Origin of the sequence: Roseovarius confluentis, assembly GCF_002917925.1 — a bacterium.
Lineage (GTDB): Bacteria > Pseudomonadota > Alphaproteobacteria > Rhodobacterales > Rhodobacteraceae > Roseovarius > Roseovarius confluentis.
In genome coordinates, this window is the sequence record NZ_PPFE01000001.1 from 743,038 (window position 1) to 769,714 (window position 26,677).

The 26,677-nt window shown below is 63.7% G+C and carries 28 protein-coding genes; 11 read left to right on the forward strand and 17 right to left on the reverse strand.

What is annotated here, in order from left to right; all coding sequences use genetic code 11:
• Positions 1–50: 50 nt before the first annotated feature.
• Positions 51–1,286, forward strand: coding sequence for a DegT/DnrJ/EryC1/StrS family aminotransferase (locus C2I35_RS03615; protein WP_103761623.1), 1,236 nt, complete (start codon positions 51–53; stop codon positions 1,284–1,286).
• Here the strand turns inward: C2I35_RS03615 and C2I35_RS03620 are convergent.
• The 3 genes from C2I35_RS03620 to C2I35_RS03630 all read right to left on the reverse strand — a co-directional run bounded on the left by C2I35_RS03620 (position 1,283) and on the right by C2I35_RS03630 (position 3,770).
• A complete protein-coding gene (locus C2I35_RS03620; RefSeq protein WP_103761624.1) occupies positions 1,283–2,248 on the reverse strand; it encodes a LysR family transcriptional regulator in 966 nt (321 codons plus the stop codon). The two genes, C2I35_RS03615 and C2I35_RS03620, sit on opposite strands and share 4 nt — an antisense overlap.
• Positions 2,249–2,257: 9 nt before the next feature.
• Entirely contained in the window at positions 2,258–2,836 is a 579-nt protein-coding gene (gene phaR, locus C2I35_RS03625) for a polyhydroxyalkanoate synthesis repressor PhaR (RefSeq protein WP_103761625.1), read from the reverse strand.
• 226 nt (positions 2,837–3,062) lie between these two features.
• The gene (locus C2I35_RS03630) at positions 3,063–3,770 is read right to left on the reverse strand and encodes a L,D-transpeptidase (RefSeq protein ID WP_245890378.1); all 708 of its coding nucleotides are present in this window, start codon (positions 3,768–3,770) and stop codon (positions 3,063–3,065) included.
• Between the two features lie 836 nt (positions 3,771–4,606).
• Here C2I35_RS03630 and C2I35_RS03635 point away from each other — a divergent pair.
• The 6 genes from C2I35_RS03635 (at position 4,607) to C2I35_RS03660 (ending at position 11,264) form a co-directional block, all read left to right on the forward strand.
• Positions 4,607–5,116: a Hint domain-containing protein gene (locus C2I35_RS03635; protein WP_103761627.1), complete on the forward strand. Its 510-nt coding sequence runs from the start codon at positions 4,607–4,609 to the stop codon at positions 5,114–5,116.
• Between the two features lie 301 nt (positions 5,117–5,417).
• A complete protein-coding gene (locus C2I35_RS03640) occupies positions 5,418–6,449 on the forward strand; it encodes a BMP family protein (RefSeq protein WP_103761628.1) in 1,032 nt (343 codons plus the stop codon).
• Positions 6,450–7,997, forward strand: a complete 1,548-nt coding sequence (locus C2I35_RS03645; protein WP_103761629.1) for an ABC transporter ATP-binding protein — start codon at positions 6,450–6,452, stop codon at positions 7,995–7,997.
• The gene (locus tag C2I35_RS03650; protein WP_103761630.1) at positions 7,987–9,036 is read left to right on the forward strand and encodes an ABC transporter permease; all 1,050 of its coding nucleotides are present in this window, start codon (positions 7,987–7,989) and stop codon (positions 9,034–9,036) included. The genes C2I35_RS03645 and C2I35_RS03650 overlap by 11 nt, the downstream gene beginning before the upstream one ends.
• A 3-nt stretch (positions 9,037–9,039) precedes the next feature.
• Positions 9,040–9,984, forward strand: a complete 945-nt coding sequence (locus C2I35_RS03655) for an ABC transporter permease (RefSeq protein ID WP_103761631.1) — start codon at positions 9,040–9,042, stop codon at positions 9,982–9,984.
• Positions 9,984–11,264 (forward strand): amidohydrolase family protein, encoded by a 1,281-nt coding sequence (locus C2I35_RS03660; protein WP_103761632.1) that lies wholly within the window; start codon positions 9,984–9,986, stop codon positions 11,262–11,264. The genes C2I35_RS03655 and C2I35_RS03660 overlap by 1 nt, the downstream gene beginning before the upstream one ends.
• A 176-nt stretch (positions 11,265–11,440) precedes the next feature.
• Here C2I35_RS03660 and C2I35_RS03665 read toward each other — a convergent pair whose 3' ends face one another.
• Positions 11,441–11,899, reverse strand: a complete 459-nt coding sequence (locus C2I35_RS03665) for a phasin family protein (protein WP_103761633.1) — start codon at positions 11,897–11,899, stop codon at positions 11,441–11,443.
• Between the two features lie 160 nt (positions 11,900–12,059).
• Entirely contained in the window at positions 12,060–13,868 is a 1,809-nt protein-coding gene (locus C2I35_RS03670) for a PHA/PHB synthase family protein (protein WP_103761634.1), read from the reverse strand.
• A gap of 159 nt (positions 13,869–14,027) precedes the next feature.
• On the opposite strand from C2I35_RS03670, the gene phaZ reads away from it, so the two are divergent.
• Positions 14,028–15,326 carry a polyhydroxyalkanoate depolymerase gene (phaZ, locus tag C2I35_RS03675; RefSeq protein ID WP_103761635.1) on the forward strand — a complete coding sequence of 433 codons (1,299 nt, stop codon included), beginning with the start codon at positions 14,028–14,030 and terminating at the stop codon, positions 15,324–15,326.
• Between the two features lie 237 nt (positions 15,327–15,563).
• On the opposite strand, the gene C2I35_RS03680 is transcribed toward phaZ, so the two are convergent.
• The 6 genes from C2I35_RS03680 to C2I35_RS03705 all read right to left on the reverse strand — a co-directional run bounded on the left by C2I35_RS03680 (position 15,564) and on the right by C2I35_RS03705 (position 19,968).
• Positions 15,564–16,292 (reverse strand): alpha/beta fold hydrolase, encoded by a 729-nt coding sequence (locus tag C2I35_RS03680; RefSeq protein WP_103761636.1) that lies wholly within the window; start codon positions 16,290–16,292, stop codon positions 15,564–15,566.
• A 94-nt stretch (positions 16,293–16,386) separates the two neighbouring features.
• Entirely contained in the window at positions 16,387–17,358 is a 972-nt protein-coding gene (locus C2I35_RS03685; protein WP_245890379.1) for an alpha/beta hydrolase, read from the reverse strand.
• Positions 17,355–18,107, reverse strand: coding sequence for an alpha/beta fold hydrolase (locus C2I35_RS03690; RefSeq protein WP_103761637.1), 753 nt, complete (start codon positions 18,105–18,107; stop codon positions 17,355–17,357). The genes C2I35_RS03685 and C2I35_RS03690 overlap by 4 nt, the downstream gene beginning before the upstream one ends.
• A gap of 71 nt (positions 18,108–18,178) precedes the next feature.
• Entirely contained in the window at positions 18,179–18,358 is a 180-nt protein-coding gene (locus tag C2I35_RS03695) for a hypothetical protein (protein ID WP_103761638.1), read from the reverse strand.
• A gap of 164 nt (positions 18,359–18,522) precedes the next feature.
• Positions 18,523–19,758 (reverse strand): MFS transporter, encoded by a 1,236-nt coding sequence (locus C2I35_RS03700; RefSeq protein ID WP_103761639.1) that lies wholly within the window; start codon positions 19,756–19,758, stop codon positions 18,523–18,525.
• A 24-nt stretch (positions 19,759–19,782) separates the two neighbouring features.
• Complete coding sequence (locus C2I35_RS03705) at positions 19,783–19,968, reverse strand: hypothetical protein (RefSeq protein ID WP_103761897.1); 186 nt, start codon at positions 19,966–19,968, stop codon at positions 19,783–19,785.
• Between the two features lie 331 nt (positions 19,969–20,299).
• Between C2I35_RS03705 and thrS the strand changes: the two genes are divergently transcribed.
• On the forward strand, positions 20,300–22,279 hold the full coding sequence (gene thrS, locus C2I35_RS03710; protein ID WP_103761640.1) for a threonine--tRNA ligase: 1,980 nt from the start codon (positions 20,300–20,302) through the stop codon (positions 22,277–22,279).
• Positions 22,280–22,355: 76 nt separating this feature from the next.
• On the opposite strand, the gene C2I35_RS03715 is transcribed toward thrS, so the two are convergent.
• Entirely contained in the window at positions 22,356–22,724 is a 369-nt protein-coding gene (locus tag C2I35_RS03715) for a hypothetical protein (RefSeq protein ID WP_103761641.1), read from the reverse strand.
• Positions 22,725–22,742: 18 nt separating this feature from the next.
• Entirely contained in the window at positions 22,743–23,054 is a 312-nt protein-coding gene (locus tag C2I35_RS03720; protein WP_103761642.1) for an arsenate reductase family protein, read from the reverse strand.
• 209 nt (positions 23,055–23,263) lie between these two features.
• On the opposite strand from C2I35_RS03720, the gene C2I35_RS03725 reads away from it, so the two are divergent.
• Positions 23,264–23,470, forward strand: a complete 207-nt coding sequence (locus tag C2I35_RS03725) for a cold-shock protein (protein WP_103761643.1) — start codon at positions 23,264–23,266, stop codon at positions 23,468–23,470.
• 33 nt (positions 23,471–23,503) lie between these two features.
• Here C2I35_RS03725 and C2I35_RS03730 read toward each other — a convergent pair whose 3' ends face one another.
• The 4 genes from C2I35_RS03730 to C2I35_RS03745 all read right to left on the reverse strand — a co-directional run bounded on the left by C2I35_RS03730 (position 23,504) and on the right by C2I35_RS03745 (position 25,813).
• Positions 23,504–23,800, reverse strand: coding sequence for a hypothetical protein (locus C2I35_RS03730; protein ID WP_103761644.1), 297 nt, complete (start codon positions 23,798–23,800; stop codon positions 23,504–23,506).
• 175 nt (positions 23,801–23,975) lie between these two features.
• The gene (locus tag C2I35_RS03735) at positions 23,976–24,254 is read right to left on the reverse strand and encodes a hypothetical protein (RefSeq protein WP_211286106.1); all 279 of its coding nucleotides are present in this window, start codon (positions 24,252–24,254) and stop codon (positions 23,976–23,978) included.
• Positions 24,255–24,533: 279 nt separating this feature from the next.
• On the reverse strand, positions 24,534–25,022 hold the full coding sequence (locus C2I35_RS03740; protein WP_103761645.1) for a dihydrofolate reductase: 489 nt from the start codon (positions 25,020–25,022) through the stop codon (positions 24,534–24,536).
• Positions 25,022–25,813, reverse strand: a complete 792-nt coding sequence (locus tag C2I35_RS03745; RefSeq protein ID WP_103761646.1) for a thymidylate synthase — start codon at positions 25,811–25,813, stop codon at positions 25,022–25,024. The genes C2I35_RS03740 and C2I35_RS03745 overlap by 1 nt, the downstream gene beginning before the upstream one ends.
• A 340-nt stretch (positions 25,814–26,153) precedes the next feature.
• On the opposite strand from C2I35_RS03745, the gene C2I35_RS03750 reads away from it, so the two are divergent.
• Positions 26,154–26,582 carry a VOC family protein gene (locus C2I35_RS03750; RefSeq protein ID WP_103761647.1) on the forward strand — a complete coding sequence of 143 codons (429 nt, stop codon included), beginning with the start codon at positions 26,154–26,156 and terminating at the stop codon, positions 26,580–26,582.
• The last annotated feature ends 95 nt before the right edge of the window (positions 26,583–26,677 follow it).

Below are 26,677 nucleotides of genomic sequence, written 5' to 3' on the forward strand. Positions count from 1 at the left end.
TGGTGTAAGGTTTTCGGAAAATCAAAAAACGAGCTTCAGGAAATCCGAACATGACCCAGCCCAGCACGCCCCCTGTCCCCAACGTCTATGATGCCGAACCCATCCCCGAGGCGGCCCGGGCCGAGATCGACCGGTTGCTGCAGTCGGGTGACCTGTTCCGCTATACCGCGCCCGAAGCTGCGCCGGTCAGCCTGCTGGAACGGGAGTTCGCGGAGTTGATGGGCACGCGCTATGCGCTGGCGGTGTCGTCCTGTTCGGCTGCTCTGTTCCTTTCGCTGAAGGCGTTGGGACTGCCACGGGACGCGCGGGTGCTGATCCCCGGCTTTACCTTTGCCGCGGTGCCGTCGTCGGTCATGCATGCCGATTGCGTGCCGGTGCTGTGCGAGGTGGGCGAGAATTACCGGATCGACATGGCCGATTTCGAGGCGAAGCTGGAGAGCGGCATCGACGCGGTGATCGTCAGTCATATGCGCGGGCATACATCGGACATGGACCAGGTCATGGGGCTGTGCGACGTGCGCGGCATCCCGGTGATCGAGGACGCGGCCCACAGCCTGGGCACCGTCTGGGGCGGGCGCAAGATCGGCACGATCGGGCGCGTCGGGTGCTTCAGCTTTCAGTCCTACAAGCTGGTGAATGCGGGCGAAGGCGGCATTCTGGTGACCGACGATGCCGACCTGGTGGCGCGGGCGGTGATCATGTCGGGCGCGTATGAGCATAACTGGGCCAAGCATATGGCGGGGGACGACCCGATGCTGGCGGCCGCCTTTGCCGACTGGCAGAACCGTCTGCCGCTTTACAACCTGCGCATGGGCAACCTGAGCGCCGCCATCATTCGACCGCAACTGCCGGAAGTGGCGCGTCGCGTGCGCGACGGGCGCGACAACCACGATTACGTGGCCGGGCGTCTGAACAGCTCGCCCTGGATGCGGGTGCCGGACAAGCTGGGCCCTGAGGAACGGGCGCCGGATTCGATCCAGTTCAACCTTTTGGACATGAGCGATGCGGAGGTGCGGGCCTTTGCCGACGCCGCCGCGGAGCGTGGTGTGAAGGTGCAGGTCTTCGGCATGTCGGCGGATAATGCGCGGGCCTTCTGGAACTGGCAGTTCCTGCCGGGACCGACGCCGGACCTGCCGCAGACGCGGGCGATGCTGATGCGGGCCTGTGACGTGCGGCTGCCCGCCCGGCTGAGCCGGGACGACCTCGATTTCGTGGCCGAGGCATTGATCGCGGCGGCGGAGGCGGCGGCGCCGCCGATGGAGCCCGAGCGCGTTTACGGAACTTAAAGCAGCTCCAGCCGGTCGCCCAGGAACGGATACTCGGCCAGGGCCGGGTTCAGGATCGTGTCGCGCAGGATCGGGCGCAGGGTTTCGGCCAACTGCGCCGGCAGCTCCTGAAGGATATCCTTGCGCGCGGTCAGGCTGATCGTGCGGAAAAGCGGCTCGAACGGAAGCGGCATGACGTCGATCTGTTCGGCAAATCGGCGGGCACGCATGAGCGCCAAGGGGGGCAGGATGGTCCAGCCGGTCCCCTGCCCCACCAGCGCCAGGATGGCGTGGTAGCTGTCGAGCTCGAACCGGTGTGGCAGGCTGAGTTTCTGCCGGGTGAGATGCGCCGAGAGAAGCCGGCCCATGTAATGCCGCTGGGTGTACTGGATGAGCGGCAGGCGCTTGAGTTGGCGCAACACGTCCCCGTCGGGATCGACCCGGCCCCTTGGGGCGGCCACCACGAAGCCTTCGCGCAAGAGCGGGTGAACCTCGGTCCAGTCGTCGCCGGCGTTGAGTTCGGCGGCAACGATCATGTCGAGCGTGCGGCTTTCCAGGAGGTCGTAGAGATAATGGCTGGCGCCGGTTTCCAGCAGGAACTGGCTGGTCTTGAGCTCGCCCGCGACATGGGTCAGAAGCTGCGGCGTGACGTCGGCCTCGAAATCCTCGATCATGCCGAGACGGAAGCGCGTCAGCATCGACATGTCGGACATGGCGAGTTCCGCGCGGGCCTGTGCGGCCTCGTTGAGGATGACCTGGGCGCGGCGTTTGAGGATCTCGCCCGCGGGCGTCAGGCGGATCGGCCTTGCGTTTCGTTGCAGGAGCGTGGCGCCCACCGCGCCTTCGAGGTTGGTCAATTGCTGGCTGACTGCAGACGGGCTGGCGCCCAGACGCTTGGCGGCGGCCGAGATCGAGCGTTCGTCGGCCGCGGCCATGAACACCTCGATCCCCCACAGGGTGATGCGGCCGGGGCTGTCGACCATGGCCGGGCCTTACTTGCTGAGCTTGGACAGCTTGTCCTGCAAATCGGCCAGCTGCTTCTTGATGTCGTCCAGGCCCTCGTCGCTTTCAGCGCGCTTGGCCGGCTCGCCCTCTTCGGGAGCCTTGCCGGTCATACCGGGCATACCGCCACCGGTCATGGCCTTGAGGAACGCCTCTTGCTGAGCGCGAATGCTGTCCATCCCGGGCATCTGGTTGAAGGAGCTGGCGAGCGGGTTCGCCTTGGCCATGTTCTCCATCATCTGCGACTGGCCCTGCTGAAGCATCTCGAAACTGGCAGACAAAAAATCGGGGACCATCGAGGTGGCGTGGGTCGTATAGCTGCGCACGAGATCGGTGAGCACGTTGATCGGCAGCACGTTCTCGCCACGGCTTTCGTGTTCCGCGATGATCTGAAGCAAGTATTGCCGGGTGAGGTCATCGCCCGATTTCAGGTCGATGATCTGCACCTCGCGGCCGTCGCGGATGAACTCGGAAATATCCTCGAGAGTGACGTAGTCGGACGTCTCGGTGTTGTAGAGACGGCGACTGGCGTACCGTTTGATCAGCAGCGGTTTTTCGTCTTCGGCCACGTGTGTCCTCCCCGGAATGCGTGCACTGCAGCAAAGCCTATGCCAGCGCAGAACAAAAAGAAAGGGCGTGTGGTTGTGCGGCGCATGGCCGGAACGCGATGGGACGAGGACGCGACCTTTACGCCATGCGCACCGGAGATCGGCGGGATCGCGTCCCGTCCTCGGGATGCGGCAGGGCGCCCGTCAGCCGCTCATCCTTGCTGGACTCGCGCGGACGCCCCGGCCTTTATTGGCTGGCTTCGTACTCGGCCTTGCGCTGCGCCTCTTCTTCGACATAGGCATAGACGCTTTCCGGATCGACAGGTTTCGGGACCATTTCGCCGCCCCGGTTGGCCGTCTCGACGCCTTCCGCCGCGACGGATTCCTCGTAGCTGCGGACCACGACCGGAGCGCCGACCGACACGCGGTCGTGCAGGTCGATGACGTCCTGGTTGAAGAGACGGATGCATCCGGCGCTGCCCTGGTTGCCGATCGTGGCCGGGTCATTGGTTCCGTGGATGCGGTAATAGGTGTCGCGGCCGCCCCGGTAGAGGTAAAGCGCGCGGGCACCCAGCGGGCTTGCCTTGCCGCCCGGAATGCCCTTGGCGAATGGGGCGTAGGCCTCGGGGTCGGACCGGATCATGTTGGCCGTGGGCGTCCAGCCCGGCCACTCTGCCTTGCGCCCGATCGTGGCTCTGCCGCTGAAACCGCGCCCTTCACGGCCAACGGCGACGGGGTAGCGAATGGCGCTTTCGGGGCCTTGGACGTAATAGAGGAACTTGGCATAGGGGTCGACGACAATGGTGCCGGGCGCCTCGTCGCCGGTATATGTCACCGAGGTGCGACGGTTCGGTTCGCGCAGGTATTGCGGCTCGATGGCGTCGATGGTGATGTGCCCCTCCTGCATCTGGCTGTACTCGGGGTAAGTTGCCCCGCCGGGCATGTCCGAGGACATCGGTCCTGCGCAGGCAGCGACGAGAAGGCTGCATGTGAGAAGAAAGAAGTATCTTACCGCGGCAAAGGGCATGTGTCAGTCCGATGAGTCGTTGAGGTTCAGCGCCACCTTATGGGACTGTCACCTGATGGCAATCAATTGGTCCCGTATTGTGCTTACGCGGTCACAAATGCATGTCCGCGATCAGCAGATAGCGGCCATTTGAACGAGTTCCGGCGAAAGTCGGCCTGGAGCCCAGTTTGACCGGTGCCGCAGTAACGTCGAAGGTCAGCGATGCAAGAACGGTCTGGTGACCGGGTCATGAAACCTGAGACCCAATGGCGTCGGGCAGTCAGGTGAATTCAAATATGGTATCAGTCTTCCCCGGACGATCTTACCCGATGCAAATGCCACCAACGATCGTTAGAGGCGGCACCGACTACTCTTTTGCATCCTCTGGCGAACGAATCAGATTCAACCTTAGCCAGACTGTTTCTCAGTAATTTCAGTTGGATGAGCGCCATAAATTCTCATGGGCGTATTTGAGACCAATTAAAAAGTGTGTTCAGTTTGTTGTTTCGTATGGCAGATATGATTGGCTCCACTCCTGAAACGGACCGCTTCCACAGCCAGCATTGATCCCCTTAATGCTTGGATGCACCCTAGAATTGTGCAATACCATCTTCAGGCCACCTATTGGCGATCTTTGGGAATAACCAAGTTCAAGATCCTTCGACAAGCGGAGTTCAGGTCACCAAAGCATCAATCTACCGAAGGAAATTTCAGTTTTTACCAGTTCTTTGGACAGTTGGAGTTCTGCACCGCCCGCGACCTTCTGGCAATCTGGAATAGGGGTAATGATGGATCGGATAAGAAAGAAGGGAGGCTATGCCACCGGAACGCGGGTTCTTTGTGCCGATGGCCCAATACCGGCCGAGTTCATCGAAATCGGTGATCGTGTCATAACGCGAGATGCAGGAATTGCACGCGTGACGAACATCTCCCGGCGCACCCTTCGAACAAATTTCATCAGGTTCAAGCCATATGCCCTGAATGAAACGGGGCCCACTTCGGATCTCGTTCTCCCTCAAGACCAGACGGTCCTGGTCCGAAACTGGAGGGCGAGAGAAGCCTTCGGGGTAGACTGCGCATTGGTCGAAGCGGCTCTGCTCGTGGACAATCTCTTCATCGAGAAGACGGAACCTCGGGAAGAGGTGCTGTTTCAAATCTCGTTCGCGTCTCCGCATATCCTTTATCTTGAGGGAATTGAGGTCGGATCGGCGGATGCAACGCCGGCACGCGGCACGCGAACTCATGCGGAAAAAATCTCGAAGTCACTCAGCAGCATTCTTCTTTCGGGTCGGTGAAACCGGCAATCGGCGCGTTCCGGGCAACCAGGGAACGACGACTTTCGAGAATGGAGACGACTTCGCGGTCTGCTTTGCATGAGGTGTTTTGGCGAATTATCGCACGCCTCGCCCCTGCCTTTCCTTGATCCCCTGACGAACTGCCTATTCTTACGGCAGACTTCGGCGCGATGCGTAAAACCTTGGCGTCCGCTCTGGACTTTTCGGGCCGCGCAATCTTCTATTGGCCGGCACCCGGGTTCTTTTTATCATTTGGTCAAACATTCTGGGCACGCCACGTTCCAACAGGGGGATAAGTTCCATGACGCAACACAGAAAAACCAGCCCGACCGGCCTTTCCCGCCGGACGTTCCTGAGCACCACAGCCGGCACCGCGCTGCTTGTGGCAGCCGGCGCGCCGGGGGCGCTGAAGGCGGACGAGCCGCTGAAGGTCGCGGGCATCTACACCGTGCCGGTCGAGCAGCAATGGGTCAGCCGCATCCACAAGGCCGCCGGCACCGCGCAGGAGCGGGGCGATATCGACTATGTCTTTTCCGAGAACGTGTCGAACACCGATTACGCCCGCGTCATGCGCGAATATGCCGAGCAGGGCTATGAGCTGATCATCGGCGAGGTCTTTGCCGTCGAGCAAGAGGCGCGCGAAGTGGCGGCGGAATATCCCGATATCGCCTTCCTGATGGGCTCGAGCTTCAAGCAGGACGAGGCGCTGCCGAATTTCGCGGTCTTTGACAACTACATCCAGGACGCGTCCTACCTGACGGGGATCATCGCGGGGGCAATGACCGAGACCGGCAATATCGGCATGGTCGGCGGCTTCCCGATTCCGGAGGTCAATCGCCTGATGCATGCCTTCATGGCGGGCGCGCGCGAGATGAACCCCGACATCACCTTCCAGGTCAGCTTTATCGGCAGCTGGTTCGATCCGCCCAAGGCCAAGGAGACGGCCTTCGCCATGATCGAGAACGGGGCGGACATGCTCTATGCGGAGCGGTTCGGCGTGTCGGACGCGGCAAAGGAAAAGGGTGTTTTGGCCATCGGCAACGTGATCGACACGCAAGCCGAATATCCCGAAACGGTCGTGGCCTCGGCCATCTGGCACTTCGAGCCGACGCTGGACAAGGCGATTGCCGAGGTGAAGGCCGGCACGTTCACTGCTGCCGATTACGGCGTCTATTCGTTCATGAAGGAGGGCGGCTCGTCACTGGCGCCCTTGGGCACGTTCGAAGGCAAGGTGCCGCAGGAGGCGCTGGACCTTGTCGAGCAGCGCAAGCAGGAGATCATGTCCGGCGAGTACACGGTCGAGATCAACGACGAAGAACCCAAGTCGTCCTGAATGGCAGGCGACGGCGCGGCGCAGGTGGTCCTGCGCCTCGATTCCATTACCAAGCGGTTCGGCAAGCTGGTCGCGAATGACGCGGTCAGCCTGTCGCTGCGCGAGGGCGAGGTGATCGCCCTGCTGGGCGAGAACGGCGCGGGCAAGACCACGCTGCTGAACATCCTGTTCGGCCAGTACACGGCGGACGAGGGCAATGTGGAGGTTTTTGGCCAAGCCCTGCCGCCCGGCAACCCGCGTGCGGCGCTCGATGCCGGGGTGGGCATGGTGCACCAGCATTTCACGCTGGCCGACAACATGACCGTGCTGGAGAATGTCATTCTCGGCACCCAGCCGCTTTTGTCGCCGCGCCTCGACCGTGGGGCGGCGCGCACAAAGCTGGAAAAGCTGGCGCAGGATTTCGGGCTTCAGGTCCATCCCGATGCCAAGGTGGGCAGCCTGACGGTGGGCGAGCGCCAGCGGGTCGAGATCCTGAAGGCGCTGTACCGGGATGCGCGCATCCTGATCCTGGACGAGCCGACCGCCGTCCTGACCCCGCAGGAGACCGAGGACCTTTTCGCCACCCTGCGCAAGGCGATCAAGCTGGGCCTGTCGGTGGTGTTCATTTCCCACAAGCTGCACGAGGTGATGGCGATATCGGATCGCGTGCTGATCCTGCGGCATGGGCGGCTGGTGGCCGAACGGCCGATTGCCGAGGTCGACAAGGAAACGCTGGCTTCGCTGATGGTGGGGGCGGACGTGTCGGCACCCAAGGTCGCGCCGGGGCGGCCCGGTGACGTGCTGATGCGGCTGGATGCGGTCACGACGCCCGCACGCGGCAATGCGCCGGGGCTGGCGGATGTGTCGCTGGCGCTGCATGCGGGGCAGATCGTTGGGCTGGCGGGCGTCTCTGGCAACGGCCAGGGGGCTTTGGCGGACCTGATCGGCGGGCTGATCGCGCCAGCCGAGGGACGGATGGAGCTGGACAGCGCGCGGCTGGACACATGGTCGCCGCGCGCGGCGGTACAATCGGGCATCGCCCGCATCCCCGAGGACCGGCACAAGACCGGCACCATCGCCGAGTTCGACCTGACCGAGAACGCGATCCTGGAAACCTATGCCCAGCCGCCCTATAGCCGGTCGGGCCTGATGAACTGGGGCCGGGCCGAGGCCTTTACCCGCGAGATCATCGAGACCTATGACGTGCGCTGCCCCGGGCCGGGCACGCGCATCCGGCTGCTCTCGGGCGGGAACATGCAAAAACTGATCCTTGGCCGTGTGCTGGAGGCCGGACCGCGCATCATTCTTGCCAACCAGCCGGTGCGGGGGCTGGACATCGGCGCGGTCAATTACGTGCATGGGCAACTTTTGGCGGCGCGGGACAGGGGCGCGGCCGTGCTGCTGATCTCGGAGGATCTCGACGAGATCATGGCCCTGTCGGACGTGATCCACGTGATTTCCGAAGGCCGCCTGTCACCGGGATTCGCGCGCGGGTCGGTGACGCCCGCCGAGCTGGGCGTCTGGATGGCCGGCCAGGGGTTTGAAAAGGAAGCCGCCCATGCGTCTTGAACCGGTCGCGAACCCGTCGCTTTGGCGCACGACCATGCCGCCCGCGATTGCCATCGGTTCGACCGTGGTGATCGCCTCATTGCTGGCGATGGCGGCAGGGGCCAACCCGTTCTCGGTGCTCGGCCTGATCCTCAAGGGCGCGTTCGGGTCGAAATTCGCCCTGCTGGAGACGCTGAACCGGGCGACGCCGCTGATCTTCACCGGCCTTGCTGTGGCGGTCGCCTTTCGAGCACGCCTGTGGAACATCGGGGCCGAGGCGCAGCTGTATGCAGGCGCGTTGATGACCGTGGTTCTGGGCACCGGGATGCTGCAATGGGGGGCGCTTGCCCTGCTGCCCGCGCTGGCGCTCGCCTCGATGCTGGCCGGGGCCCTGGTGCTGCTGGTGCCGGCGCTGCTGAAGGTGCGGTTCGGCGTCGACGAGGTGGTGACGACGTTGCTGTTCAATTTCATCTTCCTGCTGTTCATCTCGATGCTGCTGGAAGGCCCGCTGAAGGACCCGATGGGCATGGGCTGGCCCAAGTCCGAGCGTCTGGTGGCCGAGGCGCGGCTGCCGCGTATCGTCGAGGGGCTGCGCCTGCACTGGGGGTTTGCGCTGGCGCTGATCGCGGCGGTGGTCGTCTGGGTGATCGAACGGCGCACGACGCTGGGCTACGAGATGCGCGCCGTGGGCCTGAACCGCGAGGCGGCGGGGTTTGCCGGCATCCCGGTGAACCGGGTGCTGATCAAGACGGCGCTTCTGTCGGGCGGGCTGGCGGCGCTTGCAGGGTTTTCCGAGGTCGCGGGGCTGAAGGGCAACCTGACGCTCGATCTTAGCCCGGGCTATGGCTACACCGGGATCATCGTTGCCATGCTGGCCCTGCTGAACCCGCTGGCGGTGGTGGCGGCGGCGCTGTTCGTGGCGGGCATTTTCGTCGGCGCGGACAGCATGAGCCGCGCGGTCGAGGTGCCCAGTTACCTTGCGGATATCATGCTGGCCACGGCGCTGCTGCTGATGGTGCTGGCGATCCTGCTGACCCGGTTCCGCGTGGTGAGGGAGTAGGCCATGGACATCTTCGAAATCCTGCTTTCCGCCAGCTTCTGGACCGCCGCGATCCGCATCGCGAGCCCGTTGATCTTTGCCACGCTGGGAGAACTGATCTGCGAGCGTGCGGGCGTGCTGAACCTCGGGATCGAGGGGATCATGGTGGCGGGTGCCTTTGCCGGCTGGATGGCGGTCTATTCCGGTACGGGGCTGTGGATGGGCGTGGCCGTGGCGATGGTGGTGGGGATGCTGTTCGGGTTGATCCACAGCCTGCTGACTGTGCCCTTCGGCCTGTCGCAGCATGTGGTCGGCCTTGGCGTGACGCTGCTGGCGACGTCGCTGACCTATTACGCCTATCGCCTGGCGCTGCCCGAGGTGACGAGCCCGCCCAAGATCGACGCGTTCCAGCCTTTCGAGATTCCGCTGTTGTCCGACATCCCGCTGATCGGTCCGGCGCTCTTCGCGCAGACGCCGCTGACCTACCTGGCATTCATCCTGGTGGGCGTCGTGGCGCTGGTGCTGTATCGCACGCCGCTGGGCCTGGCGCTGCGCGCGGCGGGGGAAAACCCGGCGGCGGTGGCGGCGCAGGGCCTGTCGGTGACCGGCATCCGGATGGGCGCGGTGATCGTGGGCAGCGGGTTGATGGCCGTCGGCGGCGCGTTCCTGACCATGTCGGCCTTTGACAGTTTCTTTTTCGAGATGGTCAACGGGCGCGGCTGGATCTGCATCGCGCTGGTCGTGTTCGGCGCGTGGAAACCGGGCAAGGCGCTGTTGGGCGCGATCCTCTTTGCCGCGTTCGACGCGCTGCAGATCCGGGTGCAGCAGACGCCGCTTGGGGCCGATATCCCGTACCAGGTGTTCCTGATGATGCCCTATTTCCTGTCCATCCTGGCGCTGATCGTCATGTCGCGCCGGGCCGAGGTGCCGGCGGCACTGATGGTGCCGTTCAACAAGGGGGAACGCTGATGTTCGATCTTATCGTCAGGGGCGGCACGCTGCCGGACGGGCGCGTGGCGGATATCGGGATCGAAGGCGACAGGATCAAGGCGGTCGAGGACCTGTCCGGCGCCGAGGCCCGCGAAGTGATCGAGGCGGAGGGCGATCTGGTCAGCCCGCCTTTCGTCGATCCGCATTTCCACCTGGACGCGACGCTGTCCTATGGGCTGCCGCGGATCAACGCGTCGGGCACGTTGCTGGAGGGGATCGGGCTTTGGGGCGAGTTGAAGCAAATCGTCACGCAGGACGAGATGGTCGAGCGCGCGCTGTCCTATTGCGACTGGGCGGTCAGCCAGGGATTGCTGGCGATCCGCAGCCATGTCGACACCTGCGATGACCGCCTGCTGGGCGTCGAGGCGATGCTGGAGGTGCGCGAGCGGGTCCGCGACTATATCGACCTGCAGTTGGTGGCCTTTCCGCAGGACGGTTTCTACCGCGATCCGACGGCGCGGGAAAACACGATCCGCGCGCTTGATATGGGCGTTGACGTGGTGGGCGGCATTCCGCATTTCGAACGCACAATGTCCGATGGTGCGGCCTCGGTGCGCGAGCTGTGCGAGATGGCCGCAGACCGAGGCCTGATGGTCGACCTGCATTGCGACGAGACGGACGACCCGATGAGCCGCCACATCGAGTCGCTTGCCTTCGAGGCGCAGCGGCTGGGGTTGCAGGGCCGGGTCACGGGCAGTCACCTGACCTCGATGCATTCGATGGACAATTACTATGTCTCGAAACTGCTGCCGCTGATGGCCGAGGCCGGGGTGGCCGCCGTCCCGAACCCGCTGATCAACATCACGCTGCAGGGACGGCACGACACCTTCCCCAAGCGGCGCGGCCTGACCCGGGTGAAGGAGATGCAGGCGCATGGGATCACCGTGGGCTGGGGGCAGGATTGCGTGCTCGATCCGTGGTACTCGCTGGGGACAGCGGACATGCTGGACGTCGCCTTCATGGGATTGCACGTGGCGCAGATGACCAGCCCCGAAGAGATGGCGCGGTGTTTCGACATGGTCACGCACCAGAACGCCCAAATCCTGGGGCTGGAGGGGTATGGCATCGCGCCCGGCAAACGCGCCTCATTGGTCGTGCTGGATGCCGCATCGCCGATCGAGGCGTTGCGCCTTCGGCCCGCGCGCCTCGCGGTGATCTCGAACGGCAGGCTGGTCAGCCGGATGCCGCGCGAGGATGCGGCGCTTTCCCTTCCGGGGCGCGCGTCGACGGTGCGCCGGCGGCACGATCCCGGCAGGTGACCGCGACAGACCCGGCACGGGCAGTGCCGTGACTGGATGCGATGCCATCTGCCGTCCCTGCCCTCCCCGGCAACGGACGCAAAAAAAGGGCGAGCCCGGGAGGCTCGCCCTTCGGTGTTCCGGGCCAAAAGGGAGGAAGATGGCCCGTACTCGTTAAACCGGTGACCGGACTGCGCTTACTTGGCTGCGGCGGTCGAGGCTTTCTTGGCCGCGGCGGTCGCGTCGTCGGTGGCTTTCTTCACGGCTTTGGTGGCGTCTTCCTGGAAGTCTTTTCCAGCAGCCATCATGAGTTCGACCGTGTCCATCTGGACTTTCTTCGCGATCTCGGCGAAGGCAGCCATGTGCTCGGCAGCCGTTTCAGCGTTGGCCGACGCGAAGTCGGTCATGGCTTTGGCGTAGTCTGCCGGCTCGGATTTCGCCTTGGTGACGTCTTGCAGCTTGGTCAGGGTTTCCTGGGTCCACTTGCCCGACAGCTCGGCCGATTTGGTGGCGGCTTCGAGGGCGACGCCCGACATTTTTTCGCTCAGAGCGGCTTGGTTCTTGAACGCTTCTTCCATCGCTTTGGTGTCGACGGGGAATGCACCCATCACGTCTTTCATCATCGCGTTGAAGTCTTGTGCTTGTGCTTTTGCCATTGGTACGGCTCCTACGTGTTCGGTTTCAGTCGTGTTCTGTTTGCAAGCGGTTGATCCGCTGTTTGCATCTGCAGCATATATAGACGCCGCAACGCAGCATTGCAACCCCTTTTGCTGCGCTGCAGCAAAACTTTCACACAGTTTGAAAAAGCGTTTCGCGTCAGGCGTTTGCCTTGCGAAGCACGTAGGTTCCGGGCGCCGGACCAAGGCTGGGATGCTCGGAATCGCCCGGTTCGCGGGCCTTAATCTTGGTCCCCGAGCGCTTGCGCAGCCAGGATTCCCACATCGGCCACCAGGAGCCTTCGCGCTCTGTCGCGCCCGCCAGCCACTCTTCGGGCGTGGGCGGCAGGTCCTTGTTCATGTAATAGCCGTACTTCTTTTTCGACGGCGGATTGACGATGCCGGCGATGTGGCCGGACTCGGACACGATAAAGCTGCGGTCGGTCGATCCGGTCTGCATGAAGCCGCGGTAGCAGTCGCGCCAGGCGGCGATGTGATCGCTTTCGCAGGTGACGGCCATGATCGGCACGGTGACATCGCTGATATGCACGGTTTCGCCGCACACCTTCATGCCCTTGTCGACGAAGGCGTTGGCCTGGCAGAGGTCGCGCAGGTATTGCTTGGTCATGTCGCCGGGCAGGTTGGCCCCGTCCCCGTTCCAGTAGAGCAGGTCGAAGGCGGGGGGCGTTTCGCCCATCATGTAGCTGCGGATCGCGGGCTTGTAGATCAGGTCATTCGAGCGCAGGAAGGACATCGTGCGCCCCATGATGAAGGAGCGCAGCACGCCCTGCTCTTCGACTTCCTTTTCAATGCCGTCGACGAAATCGTCCTGCAGGAAGGGCACGAACTCGCCCTGCTCGCCGAAATCGGTCAGCGCGGTGAAGAAGGTGGCGGACTTGACCGAATTGTCGCCGCGCTTGGCCATAAGCGCCAGCGTCAGGTGCAGGGTGGTGCCGGCGATGCAATAGCCCACGGCGTTGACCTGTTTCTCGCCGGTGATCGCCTTGGCCTCGCGGATGGCGGTCAGGAACCCCTCCTCGATGTAATCGTCGATAAGGACGTCCCTGTAGGACGCGTCAGGATTGACCCAGGACACGACGAAGAGCGTGTAGCCCTGATCGGTGATCCACTTGATCAGGCTGTTTTCCTTCTTGAGGTCGAGAATGTAGTACTTGTTGATCCAGGGCGGAAAGATCACCACGGGCGTCTTGTGGACCTGCGCGGTGGTGGGCTTGTACTGGATCAGCTCCATCATGCGGTTGCGATAGACCACCTCGCCTTCGGTCACGGCAACGTTCTCGCCCAGCTTGAAGGCGTCCTCGTCGCACAGGCGCACGACCATCTCGCCCTTGTTGGCCTCGAGGTCCGACACGAGGTTTTCCAGCCCCTTCACCAGGCTTTCGCCCTCGGTCTCGAGCGCGCGTTCCAGCGCGTCGGGATTGGTGCCGAGGAAATTCGTCGGGCTCATCATGTCGACGATCTGGGAGGCAAAGTAGTTCAGGCGCTTGCGATCCTTGGGATCGAGGTCGTCGGCCTCGGCCACGGCCTTTTCCACGGCCTGCTTGTTGAGTGCGTATTGCTTTTTGACCAGCCGGAAATAGGGGTGCGTCTTCCACAGGGGATTCGTGAAGCGCTTGTCACCTTCCAGCGGGTCGGAGTCGTCCTCTCCGGCATCGGCCGGGGCGTGGCCTTGCAGCAGCGCCTGCTGGGCCTCCATGAAATGGCGCACGGATTTGCCCCAGTATTCCAGCTGCTGTTCGTAGATCTTGCCCGGGTTCTCCATCAGGGCCTGCCAGTAGGAGGCTGCTGCGCGTGCATAAAGCTCCTGGCCCGGGCCGTTCAGCTCGGGTGCGGGGGGATTTCGGTGGCTCAGTGCCTGCACGAGCCTTTGTGACAAGGCCTCGACCTTTTCGAGATTTTCGTTCATCCGCTCCAGATTTTTTTCTTCGGCGGTGTCGGGCGTTGCCATTTCTGCGAAATCCTCTACTCTTTCTGCTATGCAGCATGGCGCGGTGGAACCGCGTCTGGTATGCATGTGTTAACGTCGCCCCGCGTATACTGGCCCTGCGAGCCTGTGGGACTGCGACGAATGGAACCAACTCGGCCGGCCCGGCCGAAGGAGTAAGTAATGCGTTACATGGCCACCTACGACCTGATGGAAACCATCCGCAACACCAACCAGTGGCTGGGCGCGACGGCCTTTTCCATGGCATCTTACCCCATCTTCGCGCTGACCCCAAACCCCGCGTTTCAATGGCTGGCCGCCTGGGGCGAAGTCACCGAGCGCACGTTCCAACGCATGGTCGCCAAGCCCGACTGGGGGATCGAATCGATCACCGGCGAGGACGGGCGCGACCACCTGATCAGCATCGAGACAGTGGTGGACAAGCCCTTTGGCGACCTCATTCACTTCAACGTGCAGGGCCGGGACGAGATGGACCGCCGCGTCTTGCTGGTGGCGCCGATGTCCGGACACTACGCAACTCTGTTGCGCTCGACCGTGAAATCGCTGCTGCCCGATTGCGAGGTTTACGTGACCGACTGGCACAACGCGCGCGACATCCCCGTCAGCGCGGGCAAGTTCGATGTCGAGGATTACACGCTTTACCTGATGGACTTCATGCGCGAGCTGGGCAGCGATCTGCACGTGATCGCCGTGTGCCAGCCCGCGCCGCTGACCCTGGCCGCGACCGCCTATCTTGCCGAGTTGGACCCCGATGCGCAGCCCCGGTCGCTGACGCTGATCGGCGGGCCGATCGACCCCGACGCGACGCCGACGGAGGTGACGGATTTCGGGCATAGCGTGACCATGGGCCAGTTGCAGGAGACGATGATCCAGCGCGTCGGCTTCAAATATCCGGGCGTGGGGCGCAAGGTCTATCCCGGCCTGTTGCAGCTGTCGTCGTTCATGTCGATGAACGCCGAGCGTCACAGCCAGGCCTTCCTGAACCAGATCAGCCGCGTGGCGCAGGGCGAGGCCAGCGACCGCGACCCGCACAACAAGTTCTACGACGAATACCTGGCCGTGATGGACATGCCGGCGGAGTTCTACCTGTCGACGGTCGAGCGCATCTTCAAGGCGGGCGAGATCGCCAAGAACGCATTCGTGGTCGATGGCCACAAGGTGGATATCGGCGCGATCAGCAAGGTCGCCGTGAAGACGGTCGAGGGCGGCAAGGACGATATCTCGGCGCCCGGCCAATGCGTGGCGGCACTGGACCTGCTGACCGGGTTGCCCGACAGCATGAAGGCCAGCCACCTGGAGCCCGAGGCGGGCCATTACGGTATTTTCGCGGGCCGGTCGTGGCGCAACAACATCCGGCCGCTGGTGCTGGATTTCATCGACGCCAATTCCGAGGATCCGGCGGCGCGCAGTCGCACGAAGCCCCGCAAGAACAGGAAGAAGGCGAAGATCGCGGCGGAGTGAGGTGGGTCAAACCCTGGCGGAGAGGTCCCGGATCAAGTCCGGGACGACGGGATTTCAGTTGGGGCGCGCGGAACAAAGGCGCGGCCCTGCCGCGCCGCCGCGCGATCGCCATCCCGCGGCTTGGCAATCGCTCGGCTTGGTCAAACGCCCGTCATCCCGGACTTGATCCGGGATCCCGTGGCCTCGAACCTACTCGGATCGAGCCGGGGACGACGTCGGGTGCCGAGTTGACCCGCCCTACCCCGCCTCGACCCGCTTTTGCAGAACCAGCGGCTGTTTCAGCCACACGCGCAGCGCGGCCGTCACCGCCTCGGGCGTTTCCAGCGTCGGCAGGTGTCCGGCCTCCTGCACCAACGCCAATTCGGCATAGGGAATGAGGCCGGCCATGAATTCGTGCCGCTTCACCGGCGTCAGCGTGTCATGCACGCCGCACATCACCAGCGTCGGCACGCTGATCTTGCGCAAGGTCGCCTGATAGTCGCGGCGGCGTTGCAGGGCCCGGACCTGCCGGGTGATCGCATCGGCCCCGAGGTTCTCGGCCATCTTGGTGACCATGTGCATAATCGAGGTGCGGTCGGCATTGGGAGCCAGGTGGTCTGGACGCAGCAGCGTCGAGACGGCCTGATCGATGAAGCCCGCGCGCAGCTTGGTCACGATGGGCTCGTAATTGGCCGCCGATTGGGGCGTTTCGGCCAGCGAGTTCGTGTCCATCAGGCAAAGGCGCGTCACCCGGTCGGGCGCACGGCGCACGATCTCCAGCGCGACGATGCCGCCCATGGACAGCCCCGCCAGCGCAAAGCGACGCGGCAGGTGATCGAGCAGGCCCGAGGCGATTTCCTCGATCCGGTCGCCGTGGGAAATGGGCGCGACGGTCACGGGCAGGTCGGGGCTGAGCGCCGCGATCTGGGGGCCGAACAGGCGTGCGTCACACATCATGCCCGGCAGAAACACCAAGGGGTCTTTCATTGCTTTGTTCCTTAACCTGCCCGCGCGCTCTGCGCTGTTTTATGAAGGTGATTCTGCCACAGGCTTTGCGGAAAACCAAGAAAAGTTGCGCACTTTACGGCAATCCGCCGATCCAATCGAGAATGGCCGTGACGGCGGGCCCGGTGCCTGCGGGCGAAAGGATGTCGCCGGCGATGACGTGGGCCAGCGGGTCCATCCCCGGCCCTTTCGGCGGGCGCGCCAGCGAGACGGGGCCACCCCAATCTGTGCGCACGGCGTCGGTGGCCGTGGCGTCGACGACCTGGTCGTCGGCGTCATAGTAGAACAGCGCGGGGATGGTCGTTTGGCTGTAATCGGCACGTGCAGCGGCCTGCACGGCGGCCGCCACGGGCAAGGCGGCCACGGAAGGATAGCGCGTGGTCCAGTGGGCGGCCTGTTTGGCGTTCTGCGGCTCGAAGCTGCGCTCCTGCCCCGCAAGCAGTGGCGCCCAGTACCGCGCGGCGGGCCATGTCAGCAGCGGCGCCATTGGGTTGTTTATGCCGAAATTGGTAGCGACGAAGACCATGCCCGCAACGTCTTTGCGCATGTCGGGGTCGAGCGCGGCAAGGGCCGCGAAGGTGGCGCCGGTGGAGGTGGCGATCACGACCACGCGGTCGCCGGTGGCGCGGCCCAGCGCCAGCGCCTCGGCGGCGTCGGCCATCCAGTCGGCCATGCTGGCCTCGGTCATGGCAGCGCCATCGCGGCCGTGGCCGGTGAAGCGGGTGAAGACAAGGTTGGCATTCAAAGTTGTGGCCACGCGGTCGGGGACAGGGCGGATTTCCTCGGCGCTGGCGGAAAAACCGTGCAGGTAGACGATGGAGAGGTCCGTGCGCGTCTCGGCATCCCCGGCCCAGACGATGCGCTTGGTGGCGGCGGGACGCAGGTTGGGGACACCGCTTTCGGTGCTTTCAAGATAGACGCCGATGCCTTCGCCGACCCTGCGCGGGTCGAAATCGGCGCTGAGCGTCACGGGTTCGCGCGGGAAGAAGCGCCAGAGCGCAGCGATCATCAGCGCCAGCAGGCCCAGAACCCGCGTAAGCCATTTCACCCAAGACGCTCCAGCACGTCCTCGATGGAGCGTGTGATGAGCGCGAGGCAATCGGGGTCGGAAAAGCGGTGATCGGCCCCGTCGACGAGCGTGAGGCGCATGTCCTTGCCCTTGGCGTGGTCCAGCAGGCGCAGGGCCACAGACATGTCCACATCCGCATCTGCGGTGCCTTGCAGGAACCGCACCGGGAAAGGCAGCTTGAGGTCCGCGCGCAGGACAAGGTTGTCGCGCCCGTCCTCTATCAGCCGGTGGGTGATGATGTAGGGCTCGTCATAGTCGCTGGGCAGGGCAAGGCGGCCCTTGGCCTTCAACTCGGCCCGCTGTGCCTCGGTGAAACCGGCCCACATGCTGTCCTCGGTGAAATCCGGCGCGGCGGCGACGGTGACCATGCCGGCGACGCGGTCGGGGATCGCGCGGGCCATGAGCAGGGCAATCCAGCCGCCCATGGAGGAGCCGACGAGGATCTGCGGACCGTCGGTCAGCTCTTCGATCACGGCCTGCGCGTCGGCGGCCCAGTCACCAATGCAGCCGTCGGTGAAGGCTTCGCTGCTTTGTCCATGTCCGGAATAGTCGAACCGCAGAAAGGCACGGCCCGTGCGCTTGGCCCAGTCTTCCAGATGGATGGCCTTGGTGCCTTCCATGTCCGACTTGAAGCCGCCGAGAAAGACCACGCCCGGCCCGTCGCCGTCGGTCTTGTGATAGGCCAGACGTCGCCCTTGGGGCGAGGTAAGCGTTTCTGTCTCTGACATCGGTGTTCCCCTTCGAGGTTTGACGGGAACCTGTCACCCTACGCGCGGCGTTTCAAGCCGCTTGGGCCGTGTCAGAGAATGGAGCCGATGGTGCGCTCGATCCGGTCGAGCGTGTATTCCCGTTCGCGCCCCGGTTTGTCGGCGACGGCGCTGGCCGGGAAGCCGAGATAGGTGGTTCCCGCCGCTTGGTCGGGATCATCCGCATCACCGGAGTCGCCGGTGCTGTCGGAGCTGGTGTCGTGACGTGTCATATTCGTTACCGTTCGTTTTCTTCCGCGCTGTGGCCCATCAGGCCTGTGAATGAAGCTAGCATGTCATGGAAGAATGAAAATTCTCTTTTTGTCACAATATGTTACAGTGAACATTCGCATACAGGAGAATACGGCGCGATACAATTGTATGCAGATGTATGCCGTTATTTGACATCGCGAAGGCCGAGCGCGGCCAGCCCGCCTAGGGCCGACATGGCCGCAAACCCGATCAGGGCGGCGTTCGGACCGACCCAGCTGAGCGCGCCGCCAAAGGCCCCCGCCAGCAGCAGGATGATCCCGATGGCAAGGTTGGCGACGGCGGAATTCACGGTGCGGCGATCCTCGGGCGAGATGTCGACAAGGTAAGTCGAGCGCGCCTGCCGCACGCCGTGATAGGCCACCATCAGCACGAAGAGAACGCCGGGTATTATTGCGGTGGTCTGGGCCCATCCGGCAAGGTTGACGGCGACGCCCGCCGCCATGGCGAGTGCGCCCAGAAGCCCCGCCACCAGCAGCATCAAGCGGCTGGAGCGGTCGGCGAGCCAGCCCCAGGCGTAGGAACTGACGAAGCCGGCGGCCGAGGACGCCACCAGCAGCGCCCCCAGCGTGCGCAGGTTGTTGTCGTCGCCTTGCGTGGTCATAACCGCGAGGAACGGCGGTGCGAGAGCGGTGGCCGTCAGCAGGCCGCGCACGAGGATGAAGCGGCGCAGGTTGGCATCTTCGCGGATCACGTCGCGAAAGCGGTGCAAGCCGGTGTCGTTTTGCGGGGTGCTGTCGTCCTCATCGAGGGTCGAGAAGATGAGTGCGGCGGCAATCCAGAGGCACGAAGCCAAGGCGATGGCGGCGATCACGGCGGTCTTGGTCTGGATGAGCCCCGAGAGCATCAGCCCGGCAAAAACCAGCACCGCGATGGACGCGGCCGAGCCTGCCATGCCGGTGACCGCGCCGCGCTTGGTCTGGCCGACGGTCTTGCCGAGGATGTCCTTGTAGGAGACCGAGCAGGCCGCGCGGAAGAGCGCCAGCGTGGCCAAGAGCACGCACATGGCGACGCCCGCCGCCCAGCCTTGCAGGAAAATGGCCGAGGCGGCGATGCCCGCGGCCATGGCCCCCTGCCCCGCGCTGCCCGCGACCCACATCCAGCGGCGTTGCTTGCGCTGTTCCAGCCACGGCGCCAACAGCACCTGCGGCAGCAGCGCCCCGGCCTCGCGCAGCGGCACCAGAAGCGCCACGAGGCTGCCGGGTGCGCCAAGCACGCCCAGAAGCCAGCTGAGCACCAGCTTGGGGTCTATGAGGCCATCGGCGATTTTCGTGAGGCTTAGAGAAAAGATATGCCGAAGCCCGTTGCGGGCCTCGGCCTTGTCACTTTCCTGTCCTGTCAGTCGTTCGAATGTGCCTTGCACTGCGCACCTTGTCGTTGAGGCTGGTTAGCCTCCGACATAGGGCGCGGACTTGGGACGGTAAAAGATTTTCTGGTTGTGCAGCCGTCCCAGCAGGTCGTGGATGCGGCGGGTCACCGGCTCGGGCTGGTTGACCTTCGAGCTGTGCAGGGCGCTTTCGATCAGCTCCATGTCTTCGACGGAGAGTTCGAATTTATCGTTGTAGCGGGCCATGTTCATCTGCTCCTTAACGTTGTCGCGGCATGCGATAAGTAAAACGAAATGCACGTTTCGTACTGGTTATATAGGAGTTCGCGCCACGTCGTAAAGTATATTTTCATTCGTCTTTTCAATATCTTGCAAAACGCCCTGCTGCGACGCGGCATGCCGGATTCGCATGCATTTGCACACCGAATCCACTCAAAGGAGGCCAAGCCCTTACCCCGAAAGCACTCTTTGGGCAGGGCGTGCTTGACTTGGCCCCTGGCCCGCGCCAAAACCCGGGCCAAGACCATAACCCGCAACCGGGCGTTCCGTGGGCGCCAAACTGACGAGGAGGCCAGACATGGCTCAGATCTCCCTTACCCTTCCCGATGGCAATGCGCGGCAATACGACGCCGGGATCACCCCCGCCGAAGTGGCCGCCGATATCTCGACCTCGCTGGCCAAGAAGGCCATTTCGGCCCATGTGGACGGCAAGCACTGGGATCTGGCCTGGCCCATTGAGCGCGACGCGCAGATCGCCATCAACACGATGAAGGACGAAGAGGCCGCCAACGAGCTGGTGCGCCACGACCTTGCGCATATCATGGCCCGCGCGGTGCAGGAGATCTGGCCCGAGACCAAGGTCACCATCGGCCCGGTGATCGAGAATGGCTGGTATTACGATTTCGACCGCGCAGAGCCGTTCACTCCCGAGGATCTGGGCGCCATCGAGAAGAAGATGCGCGAGATCATCAACCTGCGCGACCCCGTGCGCACCGAGGTGTGGGAGCGGGACCGCGCGGTGCAGCACTACAAGGACAATGGCGAGCCCTACAAGGTGGAGCTGATCGACGCCATTCCGGGCGACGAGCCCTTGCGGATGTATTGGCATGGCGACTGGCAGGACCTGTGCCGGGGTCCGCATTTGCAGCACACCGGACAGGTGCCGGCGGATGCGTTCAAGCTGATGTCCATCGCAGGTGCGTATTGGCGCGGTGACAGCAGCCGCCCGATGCTGCAGCGGATTTACGGCGTGGCCTTTACCGGCAAGGAAAAGCTGAAGGCATACCTGAATTTCCTGGAAGAGGCCGAGAAGCGCGACCACCGCAAGCTGGGCCGCGAGATGAGCCTGTTTCACATGCAGGAAGAGGCCCCCGGACAGGTGTTCTGGCACCCCAATGGCTGGACGATCTATACCCAGCTTCAGGATTACATGCGCCGCAAACAGCGCGCGGGCGGATACCGCGAGATCAACACGCCGCAGGTCGTGGACCGCAAGCTTTGGGAAAAATCCGGGCACTGGGACAAGTACCAGCATCACATGTTCATCGTGGAAGTGGACGAGTCCCGCGACGGCGAGGATGACGACGCGAGCGTCAAGAACAAGGACCAGACGCGGATCAACGCGTTGAAGCCGATGAACTGCCCCTGCCACGTGCAGGTGTTCAACCAGGGCCTCAAATCCTATCGCGACCTGCCCTTACGGCTGGCCGAGTTCGGGTCCTGTGCCCGGTTCGAGCCGTCGGGCGCGCTGCACGGGATCATGCGGGTGCGCGGGTTCACCCAGGACGACGCGCATATCTTCTGCACCGAGGAGCAGATCCAGGAGGAATGCGCACGGTTCATCGACTTTCTGGCGGATGTCTACCGCGAGTTGGGCTTTCCGGAATTCGAGATCAAGTTCGCCACGCGCCCCGAAAAGCGCGTGGGCAGCGACGAGTCCTGGGACTACGTCGAGGGCGCGCTGGAGAACGCGATCAAGGCGGTGGGGCGTGACTATACGCTGGAGCCGGGCGATGGCGCGTTTTATGGCCCGAAGCTGGATTTCTACCTGACCGACGCGATCGGCCGGGTCTGGCAGTGCGGCACGTTCCAGGTGGATCCCAACCTGCCCGAGCGGCTGGAGGCGACGTATATCGGCGCGGACGGCGAAAAGCACCGGCCCTTCATGCTGCACCGCGCCTGCCTTGGATCGTTCGAGCGGTTCGTCGGCATCCTGATCGAGAACTGGGAAGGCAAGCTGCCCTTCTGGCTGGCCCCCAGGCAGGTGGTCGTGGCCTCGATCGTGTCCGAGGCGAACGAGTACGTGCTGGACGTTGTCGAACAGTTGAAAGCCGCGGGCGTGCGGGCCGAGGCAGACCTGCGCAACGAGAAGATCAACTACAAGGTCCGCGAACATTCCGTGGGCAAGGTGCCGGTGATCCTGGCCGTGGGGATGCGCGAGGTCGAGGAAAAGACCGTGTCGGTGCGGCGGCTGGGCGAAAAGCAGACCAGCGTGCAGAGCCTGGAGGAGGTCACGGCATCGCTGGCCAAGGACGCGACGCCGCCGGACCTTGCCTGACGGTATCGGTTGGGGTCACCCGCCCCGGGCTTGACCCGGGCTTGACCCGGGGCGGTGTCGCCCACAAGCGGGCGTTTCAGAAATGCGCCTTGGGCTCGTCCGGTTTGCCGGCGGCGATGGCCAGCAGACCGGCCAGCCCGACGAAGCCGATCGGGAAAAGCGTGAAGGGGCCGATGCCGAACGTGTAGGCCATCAGCCCCGCCGAGATCAGCATCAGGATACCGCCCCAGAGCGCCCGCGCCTTGGCCATGGCCGCCCCGGCAATGGCCAGGAGCGGCGAGACGAAACTGGCGGTGCGCACCAGCCCCTCGCGATCGAGCGCGGAAGCCAGCCCCTCGACTTCGCCGTATTCGCGGATGAATTCAGTATAGCCGAAGCTGAAGAAGCCCACGATCAGGGCGAGGCAGCCGCCGATGATCCCCAAGACAAGTGCCGCGTTGCGCATGGTCGCCTCCTTTGTCTGTCAGGCCAGCGCCGCCTGCACGTCCTTGCCCCAGCCGAGGTAGAGCGTGCCGCCGTCGTCGATCAGCGGGCGTTTCATCAGCGTGGGATGCGCGGCGAGCAGGTCCAGCGGATCGCCCGCGCGCTCGGCCTCGCCGAGGCCACGCCAGGTGGTGGAGCGGGTGTTCAGCAGGGCTGCGCCGAATTGTCCATGCGCCCGGGCGAGGACATCGGCGGGCACGCCATCGGCACGGACATCGCGCAACTCGGCATTCGGCAAGGATTTCAGCGCCTTGCGGCAAGTATCGCAGTTTTTCAGCCCGTAGAGGATCATTTTCGCTCCGCTCACGTTTTCATCAGTTCTCCCCTACCTAAGCATCCATGCGGCGTGTTTCACTTGCTTTTTACGTGATGCGCCCAATCTTCTTGTACGTGGTCTTGGTTCTGCGTCCCGCGGCCTTTGGGCCGACATGCGGGAACGCGGCCCCTTGGCGGCACAGCCCGGCTTAGCCGGGAAAGACAACGGCAAGAAGGAGAAGCGGAATGCCGACCGGCACCGTGAAATGGTTCAATACGACAAAGGGCTATGGATTCATCGCCCCTCAAGAAGGCGGCAATGACGTCTTCGTGCATATCAGCCAGGTGGAACAATCCGGCATGACCGGCCTGGCCGACGATCAGAAGGTCGAATACGAGCTTCAGGACGGCCGCGACGGTCGTCCCATGGCGGTCAACCTCAAAGCGGTCTGATCCCGCCGCAGGCCCTGGCGACGCAGCACTTTTTCAGGCCGGGTTCTCGGCCTGAACTTTATCCCAGTTTTCCCCCATCGCGACGATGCAGGACGTGCCGGTGGCATAGGCCACCACGAGCGTCCAGCCGCCGCTCTCATCCGTCCAGACCTCCATCACTTGATCGGGCCCTTGCGTGCCACGGGCAAAGCGCGTCACGCCGAACTGGCGCGACAGCTTTTGCGTCAGGGTGTGGCTGGGTTCGCAGAGAATGTCCGCGATCGGGCTGGTCGCCGCCACGGGCGTGGCGCCGAGGGCGATCAGCGCAAGGCCGGTGATATGCCTGAACATGGGGCTGCTCCTGTCGTTGACTGCACCTGAGATGTAACAGATTTGCGACAGCACGTATAGACCCCGTATATACGCAGGATATACGCTGTGGATTTCGGGGCGTTGATAAGGCACGAAAAAAGGGCGCACGCGGCGTACGCCCTTTTCCCAAAATCTCAGATCCGTCGGTTGCGGCTCAGAAACAGCCCTTCTGCCCTTCGGGACAGTTGTAGGAGCGGCGCACCTTGTGGACATAGTGCTTTTTCTTCGGCACCGGGTGCTGCATGACCTGACGATAGCTTTGCGATTGGTTCGGGGTGCCGCAGGAGATCATGCCGCCAAGCGACACCGGTTGCAGGCCGCCGGGACAATAGTTTTCCTTGGAATGATAAGGATAAAGCTTGCCATCGGCGAGCGCCGGCCCGGCGGTGACGGTCGCGGCCAGGGCGACCAAAATGGGTTTGAGAATGCGCATAAGGTCCTCGTTCGTTATAAATTTTTTTCGGCCCGTCCCACGGATACCAGATATGGTACGCGATGGCCGGGGTCTGTCAATTTCTAATGTTAAAGCGATTGGTGCGGATGCCTGGACAAAGGCTGTGGCGGGACGCGCCCGACCTGGAGGGCGTTTTGGCCGGGGTGGTCAATGTGCCGCGAACAAGACCGCACGCCGGTCATAGGGCGAAGGACCTCACCATCGCGCCCTCCGGGGGGAGGTCGGGCGCGGCCCGGCAGAGCCGGGCGGGACGCGTGGTCAGCGTTTGCGCAAAAGCTCCACCACCTCACACCGCGGCCCCTCTTCCTGAAGCACGAACCGCACGGTTTCCTCCCACTCCGCCGGGTCATACTCCGGGAACCACGTGTCGGCGTCCTCGACGGCCAGATCGACCTCGGTGATCACCAGACGGTCGGCGCGGGGCAAGAGGCTCTCGTAGATCCCCGCCCCACCGATGCCGCAGATATGGGCGTAGCCGGCGGCGTGCGCGGCGGCGATCGCGCTGTCGATGGAGCGGTGGACGTGCTCGGCGCCGTCGGGCATGCCCGAGGACACGACCAGGTTCAGGCGGTTCGGCAGGGGGCGGAAGCGTTCGGGCAGGCTTTCCCACGTGCGGCGACCCATGATGCAGGCGGTGCCGGAGGTCTCGCGCGAGAAGAACTTGAGGTCGGCGGGGATGTGCCACGGAATACCCCCCTGCCGCCCGATGGCGCGGTTGCGGTCGGTCGCCACCACAAGCGAGATCATCAGACCGCCACCGGCGCGGAAATATGCGGGTCGGGATCGTAGCCGGTGATCTCGAAATCCTCGAAACGGAAATCGAAGATCGATTTGACGTCACGGGTGATCCGCAGCGTCGGCAAAGGCTTGGGCGTGCGGGAGAGTTGCAGTTTCACCTGGTCTACATGGTTGGAATAGATATGCGCGTCGCCGAAGCTGTGCACGAAATCGCCGGGCTCGTAGCCCGTGACATGGGCCAGCATGTGCAGCAGCAGCGCGTAAGAGGCAATGTTGAACGGCACGCCCAGGAACATGTCGGCCGAGCGCTGGTAGAGTTGCAGGTGCAGCTTGCCCCCCGCGATGCGCACCTGCCAGAGCGTGTGACAGGGCGGCAGCGCCATGTCGGGCACATCGCCCGGATTCCAGGCCGAAACGATCAGGCGGCGGCTGTCGGGGGTTTCGCGGATCATCTCCATCAGGGTTTCGATCTGGTCGATCTCGCCCACGGGTCCCGGCCAGTGGCGCCACTGGTGTCCGTAGACGGGGCCCAGGTCGCCGTCCGCGTCCGCCCATTCATCCCAGATGGAAACGCCGTTTTCCTTGAGATAGGCGATGTTGGTCTCGCCCGAGAGGAACCACAGCAGTTCGTGGATGATCGAGCGCAGGTGCAATTTCTTGGTGGTCACCAGCGGAAAGCCGTCGGCCATGGCATAGCGCGATTGCAGACCGAAGGCCGAGATCGTGCCGGTGCCGGTGCGGTCGGTCGAGGGCACGCCATGCGCCATCACATGGGCCAATGCGTCGTGGTATTGCTTCATCGGGTCTTTCCGCCTTTGGGCATTTGCAGGGCGCGGACAACTAATGCGAGTCGCACCCCACTATATCTTGTGAGACGGCGCAAACAATCCTCCAGATCGGGTGGCGGTTGCAGAGCAACACCCCTGATTTTTCGGTTTCGGCGAGCTGCATGGATTTTATACCCACGGTGTCGTTGAATACCGAGGCGACGGAGTCGAACATCAGCCGGTTCGACGTGGACGAGACCTCGGTCAGTTTCGGCATCCGCTCGGAATTCTGAGGGTCCTGCCCCGCTCTGGACAGCGCGGCGCTTTCGGCTAACTGTGGTGGGAAAATCCAAATCAAAGGAGCCGCACGCTTATGGCGCTGAAATACCTGCACACGATGGTCCGGGTGAAGGACCTGGAGAAATCCATGGCCTTCTACGAACTTCTTGGCCTGAAGGAGACCCGGCGGATGGACAGCGAACAGGGCCGCTTTTCGTTGATCTTCATGGCACCGCCGGGACAGGAGGACTGTCCGATCGAACTGACGTACAATTGGGACGGCGATGACGATCTGCCGGATGACAGCCGGCATTTCGGGCACCTGGCCTATCGCGTCGATAACATCTACGACATGTGCAAGCATCTGCAAGACAACGGCGTGACCATCAACCGCCCGCCGCGCGACGGGCGCATGGCCTTCGTGCGCAGCCCCGACAACATCTCGGTCGAGCTGCTGCAGGAGGGTGACTCGCTTGAGCCCGCCGAGCCGTGGGCCAGCATGGAAAGTACCGGACACTGGTGATGGATCTGCACCGTCTTCCGCTGATCGCGGCGGCGGTGCTGGCCACCGCCCCTGCCCTGGCCGACGCGCTGGACGACGCGGCGCGGGACAGTCTG

What these genes read in the sequence shown, in the direction of transcription:
- C2I35_RS03615 (WP_103761623.1), top strand. Translation starts at nt 51, where the DNA reads ATGACCCAGCCCAGCACGCCCCCTGTCCCCAACGTCTATGATGCCGAA.
- C2I35_RS03620 (WP_103761624.1), bottom strand. Translation starts at nt 2,248, where the DNA reads ATGGTCGACAGCCCCGGCCGCATCACCCTGTGGGGGATCGAGGTGTTC.
- C2I35_RS03630 (WP_245890378.1), bottom strand. Translation starts at nt 3,770, where the DNA reads ATGTCCTCGGACATGCCCGGCGGGGCAACTTACCCCGAGTACAGCCAG.
- C2I35_RS03635 (WP_103761627.1), top strand. Translation starts at nt 4,607, where the DNA reads ATGATGGATCGGATAAGAAAGAAGGGAGGCTATGCCACCGGAACGCGG.
- C2I35_RS03640 (WP_103761628.1), top strand. Translation starts at nt 5,418, where the DNA reads ATGACGCAACACAGAAAAACCAGCCCGACCGGCCTTTCCCGCCGGACG.
- C2I35_RS03645 (WP_103761629.1), top strand. Translation starts at nt 6,450, where the DNA reads ATGGCAGGCGACGGCGCGGCGCAGGTGGTCCTGCGCCTCGATTCCATT.
- C2I35_RS03650 (WP_103761630.1), top strand. Translation starts at nt 7,987, where the DNA reads ATGCGTCTTGAACCGGTCGCGAACCCGTCGCTTTGGCGCACGACCATG.
- C2I35_RS03655 (WP_103761631.1), top strand. Translation starts at nt 9,040, where the DNA reads ATGGACATCTTCGAAATCCTGCTTTCCGCCAGCTTCTGGACCGCCGCG.
- C2I35_RS03660 (WP_103761632.1), top strand. Translation starts at nt 9,984, where the DNA reads ATGTTCGATCTTATCGTCAGGGGCGGCACGCTGCCGGACGGGCGCGTG.
- C2I35_RS03665 (WP_103761633.1), bottom strand. Translation starts at nt 11,899, where the DNA reads ATGGCAAAAGCACAAGCACAAGACTTCAACGCGATGATGAAAGACGTG.
- C2I35_RS03670 (WP_103761634.1), bottom strand. Translation starts at nt 13,868, where the DNA reads ATGGCAACGCCCGACACCGCCGAAGAAAAAAATCTGGAGCGGATGAAC.
- phaZ (WP_103761635.1), top strand. Translation starts at nt 14,028, where the DNA reads ATGCGTTACATGGCCACCTACGACCTGATGGAAACCATCCGCAACACC.
- C2I35_RS03680 (WP_103761636.1), bottom strand. Translation starts at nt 16,292, where the DNA reads ATGAAAGACCCCTTGGTGTTTCTGCCGGGCATGATGTGTGACGCACGC.
- C2I35_RS03690 (WP_103761637.1), bottom strand. Translation starts at nt 18,107, where the DNA reads ATGTCAGAGACAGAAACGCTTACCTCGCCCCAAGGGCGACGTCTGGCC.
- C2I35_RS03695 (WP_103761638.1), bottom strand. Translation starts at nt 18,358, where the DNA reads ATGACACGTCACGACACCAGCTCCGACAGCACCGGCGACTCCGGTGAT.
- C2I35_RS03705 (WP_103761897.1), bottom strand. Translation starts at nt 19,968, where the DNA reads ATGGCCCGCTACAACGATAAATTCGAACTCTCCGTCGAAGACATGGAG.
- thrS (WP_103761640.1), top strand. Translation starts at nt 20,300, where the DNA reads ATGGCTCAGATCTCCCTTACCCTTCCCGATGGCAATGCGCGGCAATAC.
- C2I35_RS03715 (WP_103761641.1), bottom strand. Translation starts at nt 22,724, where the DNA reads ATGCGCAACGCGGCACTTGTCTTGGGGATCATCGGCGGCTGCCTCGCC.
- C2I35_RS03720 (WP_103761642.1), bottom strand. Translation starts at nt 23,054, where the DNA reads ATGATCCTCTACGGGCTGAAAAACTGCGATACTTGCCGCAAGGCGCTG.
- C2I35_RS03725 (WP_103761643.1), top strand. Translation starts at nt 23,264, where the DNA reads ATGCCGACCGGCACCGTGAAATGGTTCAATACGACAAAGGGCTATGGA.
- C2I35_RS03730 (WP_103761644.1), bottom strand. Translation starts at nt 23,800, where the DNA reads ATGTTCAGGCATATCACCGGCCTTGCGCTGATCGCCCTCGGCGCCACG.
- C2I35_RS03735 (WP_211286106.1), bottom strand. Translation starts at nt 24,254, where the DNA reads ATGCGCATTCTCAAACCCATTTTGGTCGCCCTGGCCGCGACCGTCACC.
- C2I35_RS03740 (WP_103761645.1), bottom strand. Translation starts at nt 25,022, where the DNA reads ATGATCTCGCTTGTGGTGGCGACCGACCGCAACCGCGCCATCGGGCGG.
- C2I35_RS03745 (WP_103761646.1), bottom strand. Translation starts at nt 25,813, where the DNA reads ATGAAGCAATACCACGACGCATTGGCCCATGTGATGGCGCATGGCGTG.
- C2I35_RS03750 (WP_103761647.1), top strand. Translation starts at nt 26,154, where the DNA reads ATGGCGCTGAAATACCTGCACACGATGGTCCGGGTGAAGGACCTGGAG.